General features: G+C 68.3%; 16 protein-coding genes. 10 read left to right on the top strand and 6 right to left on the bottom strand.

Annotation, left to right across the window (positions count from 1 at the left end; all coding sequences use genetic code 11):
• Positions 1 to 135: 135 nt before the first annotated feature.
• Complete coding sequence (locus KEG57_RS53905; RefSeq protein ID WP_272424712.1) at positions 136 to 642, top strand: DTW domain-containing protein; 507 nt, start codon at positions 136 to 138, stop codon at positions 640 to 642.
• Here KEG57_RS53905 and KEG57_RS53900 read toward each other — a convergent pair whose 3' ends face one another.
• The 5 genes from KEG57_RS53900 to KEG57_RS53880 all read right to left on the bottom strand — a co-directional run bounded on the left by KEG57_RS53900 (position 643) and on the right by KEG57_RS53880 (position 6312).
• A complete protein-coding gene (locus tag KEG57_RS53900) occupies positions 643 to 1449 on the bottom strand; it encodes a hypothetical protein (protein WP_272424710.1) in 807 nt (268 codons plus the stop codon).
• A 51-nt stretch (positions 1450 to 1500) separates the two neighbouring features.
• The gene (locus KEG57_RS53895; protein ID WP_272424718.1) at positions 1501 to 2625 is read right to left on the bottom strand and encodes a trans-sulfuration enzyme family protein; all 1125 of its coding nucleotides are present in this window, start codon (positions 2623 to 2625) and stop codon (positions 1501 to 1503) included.
• Between the two features lie 713 nt (positions 2626 to 3338).
• Entirely contained in the window at positions 3339 to 4730 is a 1392-nt protein-coding gene (locus KEG57_RS53890) for an ABC transporter permease (protein ID WP_272424709.1), read from the bottom strand.
• Entirely contained in the window at positions 4727 to 5425 is a 699-nt protein-coding gene (locus KEG57_RS53885) for an ABC transporter ATP-binding protein (protein ID WP_272424708.1), read from the bottom strand. The genes KEG57_RS53890 and KEG57_RS53885 overlap by 4 nt, the downstream gene beginning before the upstream one ends.
• A complete protein-coding gene (locus tag KEG57_RS53880; protein WP_272424707.1) occupies positions 5422 to 6312 on the bottom strand; it encodes a ferritin-like domain-containing protein in 891 nt (296 codons plus the stop codon). The genes KEG57_RS53885 and KEG57_RS53880 overlap by 4 nt, the downstream gene beginning before the upstream one ends.
• Before the next feature lie 176 nt (positions 6313 to 6488).
• Here KEG57_RS53880 and KEG57_RS53875 point away from each other — a divergent pair, with 176 nt between their 5' ends.
• Entirely contained in the window at positions 6489 to 8003 is a 1515-nt protein-coding gene (locus tag KEG57_RS53875; RefSeq protein WP_272424706.1) for an HAD-IG family 5'-nucleotidase, read from the top strand.
• Positions 8004 to 8010: 7 nt separating this feature from the next.
• Here KEG57_RS53875 and KEG57_RS53870 read toward each other — a convergent pair whose 3' ends face one another.
• The gene (locus tag KEG57_RS53870; protein ID WP_272424703.1) at positions 8011 to 8805 is read right to left on the bottom strand and encodes an SUMF1/EgtB/PvdO family nonheme iron enzyme; all 795 of its coding nucleotides are present in this window, start codon (positions 8803 to 8805) and stop codon (positions 8011 to 8013) included.
• A gap of 77 nt (positions 8806 to 8882) precedes the next feature.
• Here KEG57_RS53870 and truD point away from each other — a divergent pair, with 77 nt between their 5' ends.
• The 8 genes from truD (at position 8883) to KEG57_RS53830 (ending at position 16310) form a co-directional block, all read left to right on the top strand.
• A complete protein-coding gene (truD, locus tag KEG57_RS53865; protein ID WP_272424701.1) occupies positions 8883 to 9986 on the top strand; it encodes a tRNA pseudouridine(13) synthase TruD in 1104 nt (367 codons plus the stop codon).
• 102 nt (positions 9987 to 10088) lie between these two features.
• Entirely contained in the window at positions 10089 to 10898 is an 810-nt protein-coding gene (locus KEG57_RS53860) for a MotA/TolQ/ExbB proton channel family protein (protein WP_272424699.1), read from the top strand.
• Positions 10898 to 11359: an ExbD/TolR family protein gene (locus KEG57_RS53855; protein ID WP_272424698.1), complete on the top strand. Its 462-nt coding sequence runs from the start codon at positions 10898 to 10900 to the stop codon at positions 11357 to 11359. The genes KEG57_RS53860 and KEG57_RS53855 overlap by 1 nt, the downstream gene beginning before the upstream one ends.
• A gap of 76 nt (positions 11360 to 11435) precedes the next feature.
• On the top strand, positions 11436 to 12365 hold the full coding sequence (locus KEG57_RS53850) for an energy transducer TonB (RefSeq protein WP_272424696.1): 930 nt from the start codon (positions 11436 to 11438) through the stop codon (positions 12363 to 12365).
• A gap of 86 nt (positions 12366 to 12451) precedes the next feature.
• On the top strand, positions 12452 to 12922 hold the full coding sequence (locus KEG57_RS53845; RefSeq protein WP_136933370.1) for a cyclic nucleotide-binding domain-containing protein: 471 nt from the start codon (positions 12452 to 12454) through the stop codon (positions 12920 to 12922).
• A 74-nt stretch (positions 12923 to 12996) separates the two neighbouring features.
• Complete coding sequence (locus KEG57_RS53840) at positions 12997 to 13722, top strand: hypothetical protein (protein ID WP_272460052.1); 726 nt, start codon at positions 12997 to 12999, stop codon at positions 13720 to 13722.
• 114 nt (positions 13723 to 13836) lie between these two features.
• Positions 13837 to 15300, top strand: a complete 1464-nt coding sequence (purF, locus tag KEG57_RS53835) for an amidophosphoribosyltransferase (RefSeq protein WP_272424691.1) — start codon at positions 13837 to 13839, stop codon at positions 15298 to 15300.
• Positions 15301 to 15350: 50 nt separating this feature from the next.
• Positions 15351 to 16310, top strand: a complete 960-nt coding sequence (locus KEG57_RS53830) for a hydroxymethylglutaryl-CoA lyase (protein ID WP_272424689.1) — start codon at positions 15351 to 15353, stop codon at positions 16308 to 16310.
• The last annotated feature ends 311 nt before the right edge of the window (positions 16311 to 16621 follow it).

Genomic DNA, 16621 nt, shown 5'->3' with positions numbered 1-16621 from the left:
CGCTGGGAGCCCACGCCCTATCAGCACCGCGAGCAGGAGCCGCTGCTCGACCTCCTCCACGGTTCCTTCAGCTGGATGCTCATGCCGATCGCGTGAACCACTACGAACTTTGGGGATGATGTACTAGTCCTGCTCGTGCATCACCTGGAGCGGTTCAAAAGCTCGAATACCGGGCGGCTCGTGGCGCGAATGATCCCCGAGACGATCGTGCGTGTGCACGGCGATCCGAGCCGCGAGCCCGCGGCGCCCTTGCCCGAGGGGCGCGTGCTCTTGTTGTTTCCGGATGCGGAGGCGCGTGTGCTTTCGGCGGATCTCGTGGAGGGAGGGCGCGCCGTGCTGATGGTGCCCGATGGGACGTGGGGGCAAGCGCGGCGCATTTCGCGGCGGGATCCGGACGCGGAAAAGGCTCTCCCGGTGAAGCTGCCAGAGGGCCAAACCACGCGGTTCGGGGCGCTGCGGCGCAGCGAGCGCGAGGGGACGATGTCGACGATGGAAGCGATCGCGCGGGCGCTCGGGATCCTGGAGGGGCCGGAGGTCGAGGCGCAGATGATGCAGGCCTTCGAGACGTTCCTGGAGCGGACGGTGTACGTCCGGTCGAATGCCGCGCGCGTGGCGATGGAGAATCCGCGGGGCGGGCGGTGATCAGCGAGGTTTTGCGAAGATAGAGCCCGCGGCGCGGCGGGAGAGCTTTTGCCATTTCGCGTAGGCGTCGACGGCGCGGTCGCGAATGGTGGAAGGAGGCGCATGCACACCGATCGCGTTGACGACGGCGTCGAGGACGTATCCCTCGGGGGCCATGAGCGAGCGGGTCATGAGCCACGTCTCCGAGCCCGCGGCGCGCAAGGCGGGGCCGAAATAAGGCTCGGAGTCGCAGGCCAGAACGAACGAGGGAATGGCGCGGCCGCGCTCCTCGGGGCCAGGCGTGGGTGGGAGGCGGACGCCGTCCATCAGGCGATTGTGACCCGCGTAGCCGGCGACGGAGATGCGGGCCTCGCGCTCTTTGCCGCCGTCGTGGAATCGAATACGTCCGCCGCGGGTCGCGAGGTGCCAGAAGGCTTCGACGGCGCGGTCGATGGAATCACCGTGGTAGGCGTCGAGGACGACGATCTGTTCGAGGGTTTCACCGCGTTTGCCGCCGAAAGGTTCTGCCGAGACGAGCCGGCGATAGACGACACGTTCGAGGCGCGGGCCGTCGGCGGGGACGACGTCGACGCGGGTGAAACCGCTCTTCTTGCGGTCGAAGTAGCGGCGGTGGCCAAAGGCGGCGCCCCAGTAGAGGTTCGTGTCGAGGCGGTCGGGGTCACCGGCGACATTGCTGCCGCAATCGATCTGGGCATTCGAGCAAAGAGGGACGATGACCTGGATGACGAGCGGCTCGGCCGCCTGGGCCGAGGTGGCGGCGAGGAGGATCACGGCAAGGACGAGGAGGAGGCGGAGGGGTCGAGGCATGGCGCTGTCCCCCTATCGGCGGAGCCGGGCAGAGTGTGACGAGGTCGCGTCCTACTCGTCTCGCAGGGCCGCTGCGAGGTCTGCCCAGAGCTCCTCGACATTCTCGATTCCGACGCTCAACCGAAGGAGGGATGGGGGCAGATGCTCCTGGCCGGGGATGCCTGCACGGCGTTCCATCGTCGACTCCACAGCTCCCAAGCTCGTGGCGTGATGAATGAGCCTGACCCGCGAACACACCTCGTCGGCCGCCCGAGCCTCGCCACGAACATCAAACGAGATGATGGTGCCGAAGCCCTTCAACTGTTCGCGCGCAATCGAGTGCGTCGGGTGGCTGCGAAGTCCCGGGTACCGGACCACCGCGACACGAGGGTGTGCATGCAGGCGCTCCGCGAGGATCATCGCATTGGCCTGGGCGCGTTCGAGCCTGAGCGCCATCGTGCGCGCACCACGCACCGCGAGGTAGGACTCGAGCGCGCCGGGCGTGGCTCCATTCAGCTCACGTGAGCGCCGCAAAGCCGCGCGGAGATCGTCACGTCGCACGGTGACCACCCCAGCGAGCAGGTCCGAGTGCCCACCGATGAACTTGGTTGCCGACTGGAAGGAAATGTCAGCGCCGAGCTCGAGCGGCTGCTGATTCAGGGAGGTCGCGAACGTATTGTCGACCGCCAAGAGGGCCGATGGCTTTCGGGCGGCCGAACAGATGGTGCGCACGTCGGCCACCGTCAGGAGCGGGTTCGACGGAGACTCCAGCCAAATGAGATCTGCATCCGCGCAGGCCCGCACCCACCCGTCGGTATCGTCGACGGCCAATCTGCGAAGACTCCAGAAGCCCTTCTGGTTCCCACGTTCGGCGAGCCCGACCACGCCCTGATAACAATCGTCTGGAATCACGACCTGCGCCCCAACGCGCAGTTGATCGAAGACCGCGGCGGCACCGGCCATGCCTGAGGAGAAAGCGACGGTGTGGCCTCCCTCCAGGAGTCCAACGATCTCTTCCAGCGCTTCCCACGTAGGCGTGCCGTCGTCTCGCGAGTAAGCGCGCTCGGTGCCGAGGATAAAATTCGAGGCTGGAACGGGCGGCTGATTCAGCGGCGCCCCCGGGCGTCGGTCACGTCCTGCCGCAACGAGCAGTGACTCGGCGGACGAGATCTTCGCGAGAGGTAGGTCCGTGCTCATGCTCGCATCTTTGTCCCTCACGATGTCCGTTTCAAGCCGGCGATCCTCCGCGAGGCGTCGCGCCGGGGCGCTGCCCCGGGCCCCGCGGGGGCTGTTCGCCCCTCGACCCGAACCAGGGCAAGCCCTGGACCTTTGGTGGAAGAACTGCGCTGCGCGCAGTTCTTCCAACGGGCCGCTGCGACGACGTTGCCCGTTGAAATGGCAGCGCGGCTGTCTTGAATCGGCCTGTTCGATGAACTGCGCATCACGCAGTTCATCGACCCCGAGTCCAGCGCTTGCGCAGGCCCCGGGTCCAGGGGCGGATAGCCCCGGTGGGGCCTGGGGCAAAGCCCAGCGAAGCGGCTTCGACATGAGACCAATCCTGGGAAGGTCGAGGGACCTGCGCGAACGGTTTCAAGCTTGACCCGGGAGGCCCTGGGACCTGCGGGAACGGAGCGCAACATCGATCCGGGAGGTCCTGGGACCTGCGCGAACGGAGCGCAACATCGATCCGGGAGGTCCTGGGACCTGCGCGAACGGGTTCCCACACGATCTGGGAGGTCCCGCGACCTGCGGGAACGGGGTCGAAGACCGATGACGGAGGTCGAGGGACCTGCGCGCGCGGTGGAGAGGGGGTGAAAGGCGCTGCGATGAACTGCGCATCGCGCAGTTCATCGACCCTGGGTGACCCGATCACCAGGTCCGGACCCCGTCGCCGGGTGGTTCGCAGCCGGCTAACTGCCAGCGAGCGCCCGCGCCGGATCGACTTTCGCGGCGTGACGCGCAGGACCGATGGCACCGAGGACCGAAAACAAGACGGAAAATCCCATTCCGAGGAGCCAGAGCCACCAGGGGAACGCGAAGAAGGTGTCGGGCTTGAACGGGAAGTCCGGAAGCTTCTCGGCCGCGGCCCAGTCCGCGAAGAACGCGAGGATGCGCGCGACGAGCAGGCCGAGCGCGCCCGCGAAGAAACCAACGACGGCCGCGAGCGAGACCGTCCACGCGCCGATCTCGCCCGCCGTGGCCCCGACCGCGCGGTAGAGGGCGATCTCGCCGCGACGTTCGAGGACGAGCGCGCGGAAGGTCTGCGTGATGCTCGACGCGCTGACGACGAGGACGACACCCGCGACGAGCGAGAGCAACGCCATCACGCCCGAGACGAGGACGCTGACGTCGCGCGCGCGTGTGTCCTTCGGGGACAACCCCATGCGGGTGCCCGCGTCGATGACGTCCGCGACTTCGGCGCCGGAGCGCGCCTCCACGACGGCGCTCGAATACCGCTCGGCCGCGCGTTCGCCGCCGAACTCGCGGTTCCAGCGGCGCACGACGCCGAGCGGGAACGTGAGCCCGAGGTCGGTGGCGCTGCCCGAGATGCCGACGATGCGGGCCCTGATGGTGCGAGGGCTGCCCTGCTTGGCGCGGCCGAGCAGGCTCTCGCCGAGGCGAACCGTGAAGGTGATGCCCTGCGCGCGGCTGAGAAGCGTCTCGCCGACGGCCGGGAAGCCGTGCGCAGGCGCGATGCTCTTGTCGAAGATCTCGACGAGGTAACGGCTGACGATTGCGGGTACGGGCGCGGAGCATCGGCCCTCGGCGGCGCCTTCCGCGCGCTCGCAGTACGCGCCGCCGGTGCAGGCGGCGTCGTCGGCGCAGGCGGGGCCGGGCGTGTCCATCGGATCGACGAAGAGGCCGGGCTTCACGTCGCCCGCGGCGAGCGAGGGATCGATGCCGTCGCCGGGCAGCTCGCCGGCGCCGACGTCGTGGCCGAGGATCTCGCGGCCGCCACGCGCGCTCGCGGGGAAGGCCAAGGAGAGCTTAGGCAGGACGCGCTTGACGCCGGACACGCGGCCAAGCGCGTCGACGTCGTCGGGGCGGATGCCCGTGGGCTCGCTGCCGCCGCCGAGGAGCAAGCCGAGCAGGCCCGGATCCTTGGCCTTCGGGGGCTCGAGCTCGATCCGATCGATGGGAAACACTTCGCCGAGGAGGACGGCGCGCACGCCGAGGCCAAGGGCGAGGAAAAACACGAGCGTGGCCGTGCCTGCGGTGATGCCGAAGGCGCTGCCGGCGAGGGCGCGGCGCGCGCGTGCGAGGTCGCGGCGCACGAGGCGGACCAGGGCGGCGAGCTTCATGCGGGCTCCTCGTTCGTGGCGTCCACGCGGCCTTCGTGCAGGCGGAGGATGCGGGTCGCGGCGCGCGCGAGGCGCGCTTCGTGCGTGACGGCCACGATCGTGAGGCGCTCTTCACGATGGAGCTCCTCGAAGAGCTCGATGATGCGCGCGCCCGTGCCTTCGTCGAGGTTGCCGGTGGGCTCGTCGCAGAGCAAAAGCTTCGGCTTGCGAAGGAGCGCACGCGCGATCGCCACGCGTTGTCGCTGCCCGCCCGAGAGCTCCGCGGGCGTGTCGCCGGCACGATCGGCGAGGCCGAGTCGATCGAGGAGGTGTTTTGCGCGCGCGAGGCACGCTTCCTCGTCGCCGCGTGGATCGAAGAGCGCGGGCGTCGTGACGTTCTCGATCACGGTGAGGTGATGCAGGAGGTGAAAGTGCTGGAAGACGAAGCCGATGCGCTCGCCGCGCAGACGCGCGAGGGCCGCGTCGCTCATGCGGCCGAGGTCTTCGCCGAAGAGCTCGACCTGACCCTGGTAGCCTCGATCGAGCCCGCCGATCACGGCGAGCAGGGTGCTCTTGCCCGATCCGCTCGGGCCGAGGACGCAGACGAACTCGCCCTCTTCGACGACGATCTCCACGTCCACGAGGGCCCGGCGCGCGTCGCGTCCGCCGTCGTGCACGCGGCAGAGGCTGCGGGTGCGGATGGCCGGGACGCTCACAGCGCCGTGACCGCGACGCGCTCGCGATCCACGGCGGCCTCGGCGGCGCGCACGCTCACGGCCGACGTGTCCTCGCCGTCGCGCAGCACCTCGTCCGTGAGGCCGAAGAGCCAGAGCAAGAGCTGAGGCGGCCGCAGGCGGAGATCGTCCTCCTTCACGAAGAGGCGCGCGAGGTGCTCGGCGTAGGCGCGGCAGAGGACGCGGAACGGGATGTGATCAAAGGCCTCGGCGCGGCGGCGGCTCGCGTAGGACGAGAGGAGCAGCGCGACGTAGAGGACGTCGTGGATCACCTGGAGGCGCAGGCGCGAGGTGCCCGGGTTTCGCGCGAGCGTTTCGCGGAGGAAGTGCACGTTCAGCGGGACGTGGAAGGACTCGTCGCGCGTGAGGATCGTGAGCACGTGGCGCACGGCCGGGTGACGTGCGCGGCGCAAGGCGAGGCGATAGGTCGTCGAGCCGATCGTCTCGAACATGAGGTTCGTGAGAACGATCGTCTCGATGCGCTTGGCCCGGCCGTAGAGGCGGTAAAACGTGCCGGTGACGCGGCCCATGGGGCGGACTTCGCCGCCGAGGTAGGCGAGGAACTCGGTCAAGAGCTCGCGGTGCCAGCCTTCCTCGTTGCCGTAGAGGCGCAGGCACTCGGCAAGCTCGGGATCCCAGGTGGCGATCTCGTCGGCGAGCTCGTGCGCCTGGCGCAGGCCCGACTCCTCGGCGCGGAAGGCCGCGTTGAAGAAGGCGATGGCCGCCTGCCGCTCTACCTCGGACGCCCACACGATGGGCTCACGGAGATCGAGCTTCTCTTCGTACATCCGCTCGGCCCGCCTCTTCAGCATGCCGAGCCACCACGAGGTGGGGCGCCGGAGCGGACCGCTCTCCCTGTTCTTCGTCATCGCTGCCTAGGACGGAGGGTGCCGGCGGACGATAGCGCACGGAGGTCACGCGGGCACGGGTCCGCGGAGAAGGCGAACGAGGGAGCGAAGAAGAGCGGGCTGGAACAAGAACGCACGCGTGCAACGTGGACGGCGCGCCTATGTGCTGCGGATGAGGTAGGATGGTTGTGGGTCCCGTGGCGTTCGAACAGCTCTCTCTACCGTTCGAGGGGCACCTCACCCCCACCGCGCCGGCGCGAATCCCGCGCACGCGACGGGTGTTCGTGAACCGCAATCTGAAGATGGCGGGGATCGACTGGGTGGGGTTCGACATGGACTACACCCTGGCGATCTACAACCAGGTCGAGATGGACAAGCTGTCCATCGAGGCGGTGATCCCGAAGCTCGCCAAGCGCGGCTACGACGAGGACATCCTCCGCGGGATCACCTGGCCCATCGACTTCCCGATCCGCGGGCTCTTGATCGACAAAAAAGCCGGGAACGTCCTCAAGATGGACCGCTTCAAGGTGGTCCACAAAGGCTACCACGGCCTGCGTGAGCTCACGAAAGAGGAGCTGCGCTCGCTCTACCACCAGAAGCGCGTCAAGCCGAATACCGGCCGCTACCACTTCATCGACACGCTCTACGCGCTGAGCGAGGTCGCGCTCTACACGGGCATCGTGGAGGCGTTCGAGGCGCGACGGATCGAGCTCGACTACGCGAACCTGTTCACGGACATCCGCGAGTGCATCGACGAGGCGCACCGCGACGGCTCCATCCTGGACGTGGTGCTCGGGGATCTGCCGCGGTTCATCGAGCGCGACCCCTTGCTCGCGCCGACGCTGCACAAGCTACGCTCGGCGGGCAAACGGCTGTTTTTGCTGACGAACTCGCGCTGGCCCTACACCGAGCGGATGATGACGTACCTGCTCGGCGACGCGATGCCGGAGTACCCGAGCTTCCGTCACTACTTCGACCTGATCATCGTGGCGGCGCAGAAGCCGGCGTTCTTCCAGGAGCGCAGGCCGCTCCTCGAGCGCGACGGCGACAACCTGCGGCCCGCGACGTACCCGCTCGAACGAGGCGTGATCTACGAGGGCGGCAACCTCCACGACCTCGAAGCCGCCCTCGGCATCGGCGGCGACCGGATCCTCTACGTCGGCGATCACATCTACGGCGATATTTTGAGGTCGAAGAAAGAGTCGGCCTGGCGGACGGCGATGATCATCCAGGAGATGGAGGCCGAGGTGATCGCGCACGAGATGTGCCGCGAGGAGCACCAGAAGAGCGCAGAGCTCGAGCAGCGCAGGGACGAGCTCGAGGATCAGCTCCGGTACTACCAGCAGCGGTACAAGGACCTGACGCGCAAGATCGAGGACGCGGCGCAGGCCGTGAAGAACGGGCACGGGATCACCAACGGGAGCGGGATCTCGTACGAGGCCGAGCGAGGACGAGCGAAGCGCGCCGTGGAGCGGATCCGGGGCATGCTGCGCTCCGTGGACGCGGAGGCGACGAAGCTCGAACGCGAGATCGATCAGCGCTTCCACCCCTACTGGGGCTCGCTGCTGAAGGAGTCGATCGAGCCGAGTAGCTTCGGCGATCAGGTCGAGGAGTTCGCCTGCATCTACACGTCGCGCGTGTCGAACATGCTGGCGTACTCGCCGCTTCAGTACTGGCGGAGCCCGCGCGATCTGATGCCGCACGAGCTCTGATCAGGCGTCACTGACAGCAGCGGAAGCCGGTTGAATAATCGTGGTACCGCGCGTTGTGCGCGGTGGTCTTGTAGTCGCAGCCGTCGCCGTTCTGGTGCGTGTCGAGGTAGTAGCCGCCGCGGAACGTGCCCGACTTCGAGGCGGTCCACTCGTGCAGGTTGCCGACCATGTCGAAGGCGCCGTAGCTCGACTTGCACTTCTTGTACGCGCCGCTCTTCGCGAGCGTGCCCTTCATCTGGTTGAGGCGTTCGTCGTTCATGTTCGCGAACGTGTACGCCTCCTGCGGCGGCGGGCCGCCGGCGACGCCGTAAAGCGCGTTGAACGAGGAAAAACCGCCGTCGTTGCAGACGCCGGAGACGTGATCGCTGCCGTACGGGAACGTCGTGGGCTTCTTGCCTTTGCAGGCGCCGATCCACTCGTCGTCGGCGCAGAGGCGTTTGCCCGCGTTCTTGCAGGCCTCCTCGGCCTGATCGCGGCTGATGTACGCCTGCGGGACCTTGCCCTTCTTGCTCACGGCCTTCACGCGCAGGCCGGAGACCGACTGGTACGGCGAGTGCGACTTCGTCTTGTTCTTGCCGACGATCTCGACGACGTGCGCCTCGTACGTGTCGATGCAGTACTTGTCGGCCACGCGCACCATGCCCTCGGCGCACTTCTTCCCCTTCGCCTCCGCCTCCGAAGGCGCCGGCAAGGTCGCCGCGAGAAGCGCGACGGCCGCGAGGCCAAGAGCCTGAGGAGAGCGGAAAAAGACGATGGGCTTCATGGCGCCACGAAGGACGAGCGAGCCGCCTCGTCGACTCATACCGAAAGCTTCCGGCGAGGGCAAATCCGCCGTGGCCGCTTGGACGGGCCTCGGTTTTCGGTCAACCTCTGCCGCCCATGCAGGCGCCCCTTCCGATCGCCAGGATCCGTACGAGCCCCGAGGACTTCGTCGTCGAGGAGATCCCCGCGTACGCGCCGAGCGGCAAGGGCGAGCACCTCTACGTCACCCTGCGCAAGACCGGAAAAAACACGCCCGACGTGGCGCGGGATCTCGCGCGTTCCCTCGGCGCCGATCCGCGCGGCACGGGCTGGGCCGGAATGAAGGACCGGCACGCAATCACCACGCAGACGATCTCGATCCAGGTGCCGATCGCGGAGGACGCGGAGGCGAAGCTCGCCCAGATGTCGCTGCCGGGCGTGGAGATCCTCGGCGCGGCCCGGCACGGGAACAAGCTGAAGCCGGGGCACCTCGTGGGGAACCGGTTCACGATCACGCTGCGAGGTCTCGCGCAGGACGACGCCGCCCGCGTGGGGGAGCGGCTCGCGGAGGCAGGGCGCGTGGGGGTGCCGAACTCGTTTGGACCGCAACGGTTCGGGCGCGACGGTCAGAACCCGGCGCGGGCGCTTGCCTGGCTGCGCGGGGAGGAGCGGGGGCCGCGGGATCGGCGCGAGCAGCGGCTTTTGTTCTCGGCCCTGCAGTCGATGTTGTTCAACGAGGTGCTCGGGCGGCGGGTCGAGGCCGGGACCTGGGCCGCCGTGCTGCCGGGGGATCTCGCGAAAAAGCACGACTCCGGCGGGATCTTCGCCGTCCCCGCCGAGGGGCGAGATCTCGACGACGCGAAGGCGCGGGCCGAGGCCGGGGCCATCTCGGCGACGGGGCCGATGTTCGGCGCGAAGATGCGCTGGCCCGAGGGCACGCCGCGAGACATCGAGCGCGAGGTGCTCGCCACGGTGCTGCCCGATGCGAGCCGGCTCGAAGCCTTCCGCGCCCTCGGCGAGGGCACCCGGCGGCCGCTGCGGCTCATGGTCGCCGACATGCTGGTGCGTCCGATTGACGCATCCGGCGGGCTCACCGTTTCTTTTGTGCTACCGAAGGGTGGCTACGCCACAACGGTCCTCGCCACCGCTTGTCAGATCGTTGATGCAACCTCACGCGCCAGCGACGCGGACGGTGGCGATGAAGGCGACGAGTCCTCCTCCGAGCCTTCCGATTCCGCTTAGCGCCACTTCGCGCCCGCCTCGAAGCTCGTCGAGAGGGCGTGTGAACCAGATCAAAAGCCCGGGCTGCAAGGGCCCACGACGACGGAAAGGCACAACCGGAAGATGAATCTCATCGAGTGGCTGCAGCGCATCATGGTCGGCTTCGGCGCTGCCTGGGTCATGTGGCTCATGATCGGGCTCTCCGTGGTGAGCGTCGCGATCATCCTCGAGCGCGCCTGGTTCTTCTGGTCGCTGCGGGACGACGTGGTCGTGCTGGCACGGGACCTGCGGAATACGCTGAAGGACTCGATCGAGGCCGCGCAGAAGCGCATGGAAGCCTCGCCCTCGGCCGAGGCGGCCGTCGTGAAGGCAGGCCTCGTCGAGGCCGATCGCGGGCCGAAGGCCGCCGAAGAGGCGATGGCCGGCGCGCTCGCCCTCCAGCGCATGAAGCTCGAGCGGCGCCTCGCGTACCTCGGTACCCTCGGCAACAACGCTCCGTTCATCGGCCTCTTCGGCACCGTCATCGGCGTCGTCGGCGCGTTCGACGCGCTCGGCAAGGCCGCCGAGAAGCCGATGGCGCAGGCAGCCTCCGCGGCGATGGCCCCGCAGCAGGTCATGTCGAGCATCGCCGAAGCGCTCGTCGCCACGGCCGTCGGCCTCGCGGTCGCCATCCCGGCCGTCGCCGCGAACAACTACTTCCAGCGCCTCATCCGCTCGACGATCGCGAACACGGATGCGCTGACGCGTGTCCTGCTCGCGCACCTGCACGGCGAGAAGGAGAGCGCCATCGAAGAGGCCGCCTCTGACATCGCCCTCGCCGTGGCCGCGAAGAAGACCGAGGCGGCGAAGCCCGCGAAGACGAACGGCGCGCAGAACAAGAAGGCGGCGAAGAAGGGCGAGGACGAGGAAGAGTCCAGCGAGGAGAACGGCTGATGGCCGCGTCGAGCTCGAACAACGAGGACAACATGGTCGAGGGGATCAACGTCACCCCCCTCGTCGACATCACCCTCGTGCTCCTCATCATCTTCATGGTGACGGCGAAGATCATCGTGTCGCAGGCCCTGCCGCTCGACCTGCCGAAGGCCGCGTCGGGGCAAGAAGTGCAGATGGTCTTCAGCGTCGAGCTCCGCGCGAACGGGGACATGGTCATCGACGGCCAGAAGCTGCCGAACGACGACGCCGTGCTCCCGCGAGCGAAGGAGGCGCAGGCGAAGACGCCCGATCTGCGCGCCGTCATCCGCGCGGAGCAGACGGTCCAGCATGGCCGTGTGCTTCACGCGCTCGATCTCTTGAAGCGCGCCGGGATCACGAAGATCGCCTTCGGCGTGACGCCCGTGCCCGCCGAGGACGGCAAAGCGGCCCCGGCCCCGCCGCCCACGCCCGTGACGCCGTGATAATTTCGCTCGAAACTCGAGGGGCTCCGTAAGGCCACGCGGAGCTCCACGCCCGGACCTTGGAGATAGATTGATCATGAGCTCGGCGGCGAACAGAGTCGTGATGGGGGGAGGCCAGTTCCACCACACCGCCGAGCGCGACCGTGATCCGCTCGCGCCCGTCGTCGCGCTCGGTGATCGCGCGGCGAAAACGGGCACGGCGATCGGGCTCGTGCTCGCGCTGCTTTCGCACGGCTACGCCTCCGCGCGCGCGATGACCGCCCTGTTCGACATGCGGCGCGCGGTCGTGGAGATGCGTCAGGGTCTGCACGAGTTCTTCTGGACCGAGTACGACATCGACCTGACGCCGAAGAACGAAGACAAACCCAAGCCCGAGGAAAAACCCCCGGAGCCCGAGCCGGAGCCCGAGGCGCCGCCGCCTGTGCCCGCGCCGAAGGCCGAGAAGGCGCCGGAAGAAGAGGTCCCCGACAAGGATCCGGAGCCGCCGCCGCCGCCCTCGCAGGCCGCGAAGGTGCTCACGCAGGAGCCGGACGAAGAAGAGCCCGTGGACATGACGGGGCAAGGCTTCGTGAGCGGCGAAGGGACCGGACCGAGCTACGGGATGGTGAGCGCGGCGGGGACCGGAAAGGTCCCGACGTACAACAAGGGCGCGTCGCTCGATGGGAAAGAGGGCGGCACGGGCACGGGGAAAGGCGGGCCACCGCCCGCGCCCGCGGGGCCGGATCTGTCGAAGGCCGCGAACCTCGCCGGTAGCTCGGCCTGGGATTGCCCCTTCCCGCCCGAGGCCGACGCCGAGCAGATCGATCAGGCCGTGGTGTCGATCATCATCACGGTGCGTTCGGACGGGTCGCCGCAGTCCGTGAAGGTCGTGAACGATCCGGGCTACGGTTTCGGCCGCGCCGCGCGCCTCTGCGCCCTGTCGAGGCGGTACACGCCGGCGCTCGACCGGACCGGGACCCCGATAACAGCCGCGACGCCGCCGATCCGCGTGCGCTTCACGCGCTGACCACGATCACGCGCGGACCATGATCGGCCGCGGCCGAGTCGCCGCGCTTCCTTTCCGCGCGGCGCCTCATTATCCTCCGCGGACACGTGGACGTCGCCGAACGCATCGAGAAGCTCAGCAAGGTGCCCCTGTTCGAGGGGCTCACCACCCAGGCGCTCGAGCTGATCTCGCGCGTCGCAAACGAAGAGTCCCACGCGCTCGGGACGAAGATCTTCCAGCACGGAGATCCGGGCGACAAGCTCTACATCATCCTCGAAGGCAAGGTGCGCATCAGCCGCGAGGTACCCGGCATGGGCGAGGAAGCGCTCGCGGTGCTCGGACCCGGCTCGGTGTTCGGCGAGATGAGCCTGCTCGACGAGGCGCCCCGCTCGGCTGACGCGCGTGTCCACGAGCGCTGCCGCTTGCTCACGGTGCCCAAGGACGCCTTCGAGGATCTCCTGTTCCTGCACAAGGATCTCGCCTACGAAGTGCTCTGGAGCTTCGTCCGGATGCTGACGCAACGGCTCCGCGAGACGAACGACAAGCTCACGTTCCTCACGGTCACGGGCAAATTCTGAAGGCACGGGCGCGAGTTTCGCGCCTTGGACTTCCGTCCTGCGAGGCGGGTCGTGTAGTGTCTGCCCGAGACACCATGGTAGCCACGAAGCACCTCGCCCTCGTTTTTGCTCTCGCCCTGTCGGGCGTCGCCGCGGCCTGCGGCGGCGGTTCGACGCCTGCGCCCGACACCGCCAACGATCAGAAGACGGACGGGTCCGCGACCGACAAGCCCGCCGAGACGGGCGGCGTGACCGACGCGAAGCCCGAAGGCGACGCGAAGCCCGCCGGCGACGCGAAGCCCGCGGAGACGGGCACGGGCGGGACGGCCGCGACGCCGCCGGCCGCCTCGGGCAAACCGTCGACGAACATCCGCCAGAGCCAGATGCTCGAGGACATCAAGAAGATCGGCCTCGCCCCGGACAAGCTCGCCGACCTGCCGAAGATCGGCCTCGCGCAGAAGAAGAAGCTGATGCCGCTCTTCCAGAAGGCGCTCGGCTACAAGGACTGCAACGGCTGCCACGTCGAGGGCGACTACAAGGCCGAGACGCGCAACATCAAGATCACGCGCGGCATGTGGAAGAACTTCGTCGTCGCGCTGCGCGACGAGAAGGGCGGCGCGGTCTTCTGCGACACGTGCCACGACGGCAACGAGCACAACCTCAATCACTCCGACAAGAAGGCGCTCGAGAAGTTCATGGACGAGCAGTACGAGGACAAGCTCACGCGCGCCGACAAGAAGGACATGGAGTGCGGCACCTGCCACGGTGATCCCTTCGAGGGCGACATCATCACGAAGGTCTGGGGCATCGCGAAGAAGTAGCGCTCGCCCGCAAGCGCTGTTTTCTCCCGGCCTTTCCGCCCTCTCCACCCCTCCCCGCTCCGCAAGGGCCACCTCGCGTGGCCGGCTCCCGCTTTCGTACTAAAGAGACGCCGCATGTGCGGTGTGTTCGGCATCTATGGCCACCCCGAGGCCGCCAACATCACCTACCTCGGGCTGCACGCGCTGCAGCACCGAGGTCAGGAGGCGGCGGGAATCGTCACGAGCGACGGGGAGCGGCTCACGCCGCACCGGTCGATGGGCCTCGTGCAAGCAGGATTCTCCCCGACGGATCTCGCGGCGCTGCGCGGCGACCGGGCGATCGGCCACGTGCGGTACTCGACCGCCGGCGGTTCGCACATCCGCAACGCACAACCCTTCGCGGTGGACTACGCGCGCGGGTCGGTCGCGGTCGGACACAACGGGAACCTGACGAACTACGAGGCGCTGCGGGATCGGCTGGAGGCGCGCGGGAGCATCTTCCAGAGCGCGAGCGACACCGAGGTGATCGTGCACCTCATCGCCGCGAGCACGCAGGCGACGGTGGAGAGCCGCATCTCCGAGGCGCTCGGGCAGGTCGAAGGTGCCTACTCGATCCTGTTCCTCACGGAGCGCGAGCTCATCGCCGTGCGGGATCCGATGGGCTTCCGCCCACTTTGCATGGGTCGCCTGTCGCACGGCGGAGTCGATGCGGTGGTGATCGCCAGCGAGCCGACGGCGTTCGATCTGATCGGCGCGACGTACGTGCGGGACATCGAGCCGGGCGAGATGGTGATCGTGGACGCGACCGGGACGCGATCGCTGAGGCCCTTCGCCCCGCGGACGCGGAAGCTCTGCATCTTCGAGCACGTGTACTTCGCGCGGCCCGACTCGCTCATCGAAGGCGCGAGCGTGTACGAGGTGCGCAAGGCGCTCGGCCGCAAGCTCGCCGAGGAGTCGCCCGTTCCGGGCGGGAATGACGCGGGGGACGTCGTCGTGGTGCCCGTGCCCGACTCGGGGGTGCCCGCGGCGATCGGTTTTGCGGAGCGCGCCGGCGCGCCCTTCGAGATGGGCTTGATCCGCAGCCACTACGTGGGCCGAACGTTCATCGAGCCGCAGCAGTCGATCCGGCACTTCGGGGTGCGGCTGAAGCTCTCGCCGAACCGCGCGGCGCTCGCAAACAAGCGCGTCGTGATCGTGGACGACTCGATCGTCCGGGGCACGACGAGTCGGAAGATCGTGAAGATGGTGCGCGACGCCGGGGCACGCGAGGTGCACCTGCGGATCTCGAGCCCGCCGACGCGCTGGCCCTGTTTCTACGGGATCGATACGCCGACGCGCGCCGAGCTCATCGCAGCCACGCACACCGAGGGCGAAATCTGCAAGTACGTGACCGCGGACTCGCTCGGATACCTGTCGCTCGAAGGGCTCGTCACGTCGGTGCGCAACATCGAGCGTGTGGCATCCCCGAACGGGCCGACCTCGCCGAGCAGCGGGGAGGCGGCCGAGAACGGATACTGCGCCGCCTGCTTCTCGGGCACCTACCCAGTGCCGTTCAACCCGAACCCGAAATCGAGGCACCTCCGGCTCGTACACGGCTAACGCGCACAACGCGTTGACGGCGCCCGTGCATGCCGAACAATGGTCACCCCATGACGGATCGCCCCTCGAGCTCGAGCGCAGCCCCGCACGATCTGTTCGCCCACGCGCCCGATCGGGTGTCGCTCTACGAGGTGAGCCCGCGCGACGGCCTGCAGAACGAGGCGGTCGTCGTCCCGCTCGAAGCGAAGAAGCAGCTCGTCGCGGCGCTCGTCGCGTCCGGCGTGAAGCGGCTCGAAATCACGAGCTTCGTGTCGCCGAAGTGGGTGCCGCAGCTCGCCGACGCCGAGGATCTGGCGCGCGAGATGCGGCCACCCGAGGGCGTGACGTTCAGCGCGCTCTGCCCGAACGCAAAGGGTCTCGAGCGCGCGCTCGCCACAGGGCTCGGCGAGATCGCGGTGTTCATGAGCGCGAGCGAGACGCACAACCAGAAGAACATCAACAAGTCGATCGATCGGACGCTGGGGGTGTTCTCGGAGATCGTGCCGCCGGCAATCGAGGCAGGCCTGCGCGTGCGCGGGTACGTGTCGACAGTGTGGGGATGTCCATACGAGGGCCCGGTGTCCGCGGAGCGGAGCGTCGAGATCACGAAGAAGCTGCTGGAGCTCGGCTGCTACCAGGTGTCGCTGGGCGATACGATCGGCGTGGGGACGCCGAAGCAGACACGCGACATCGTGTTGCGTTGTCTCGACGCGATGCGAGTGGATCAGTTCGCGCTGCACCTGCACGACACACGCGGGACGGCGCTCGCGAACATCTTGGTGGGGCTCGAGCTCGGAGTGCGGGACTTCGACGCGTCGGTGGGAGGTCTCGGAGGTTGTCCGTACGCGCCAGGCGCCGCGGGGAACGTGGCAACGGAGGACCTCGTGTACATGCTGCACGGGATGGGAATCGAGACGGGGATCGATCTCGACAAACTCATCGAGGCGGGCAACGTGGCCGAGCGGGTGCTCGGTCGGCCGCTGCCAGGCAAGGTGCACAAAGCCGGCGCGTTCCGGCGTCGGCCGAGCTGACCTCGGGCCGCTGCGCTGGGGCGTTGCCCCAGGCCCCACCAGGGGCTATCCGCCCCTGGACCCGGACCAGCGCAAGCGCTGGACCCAGGGTCGATGAACTGCGCGATGCGCAGTTCATCGAACAGGCCGAGGCAAGACCAGGAGCGACGCTGCCAACCGAGAGCGCCGCGACGTGTCGACCGGCAACGTTGTCGCTCGTCTTGCCACCGGCTCGTGGTAGAACCGCGCATCGCGCGGTTCTTCCAACCCGAGTCCAGGGCTTGCCCTGGGGCGGGTCGAGGGGCGAACAGCCCCCGCCGGGTCCGGGGCGG

Source organism: Polyangium jinanense (assembly GCF_028435365.1).
The sequence above is the reverse complement of the archived record's forward strand: the minus strand, read 5'-3'. Positions and strand labels throughout refer to the sequence as shown.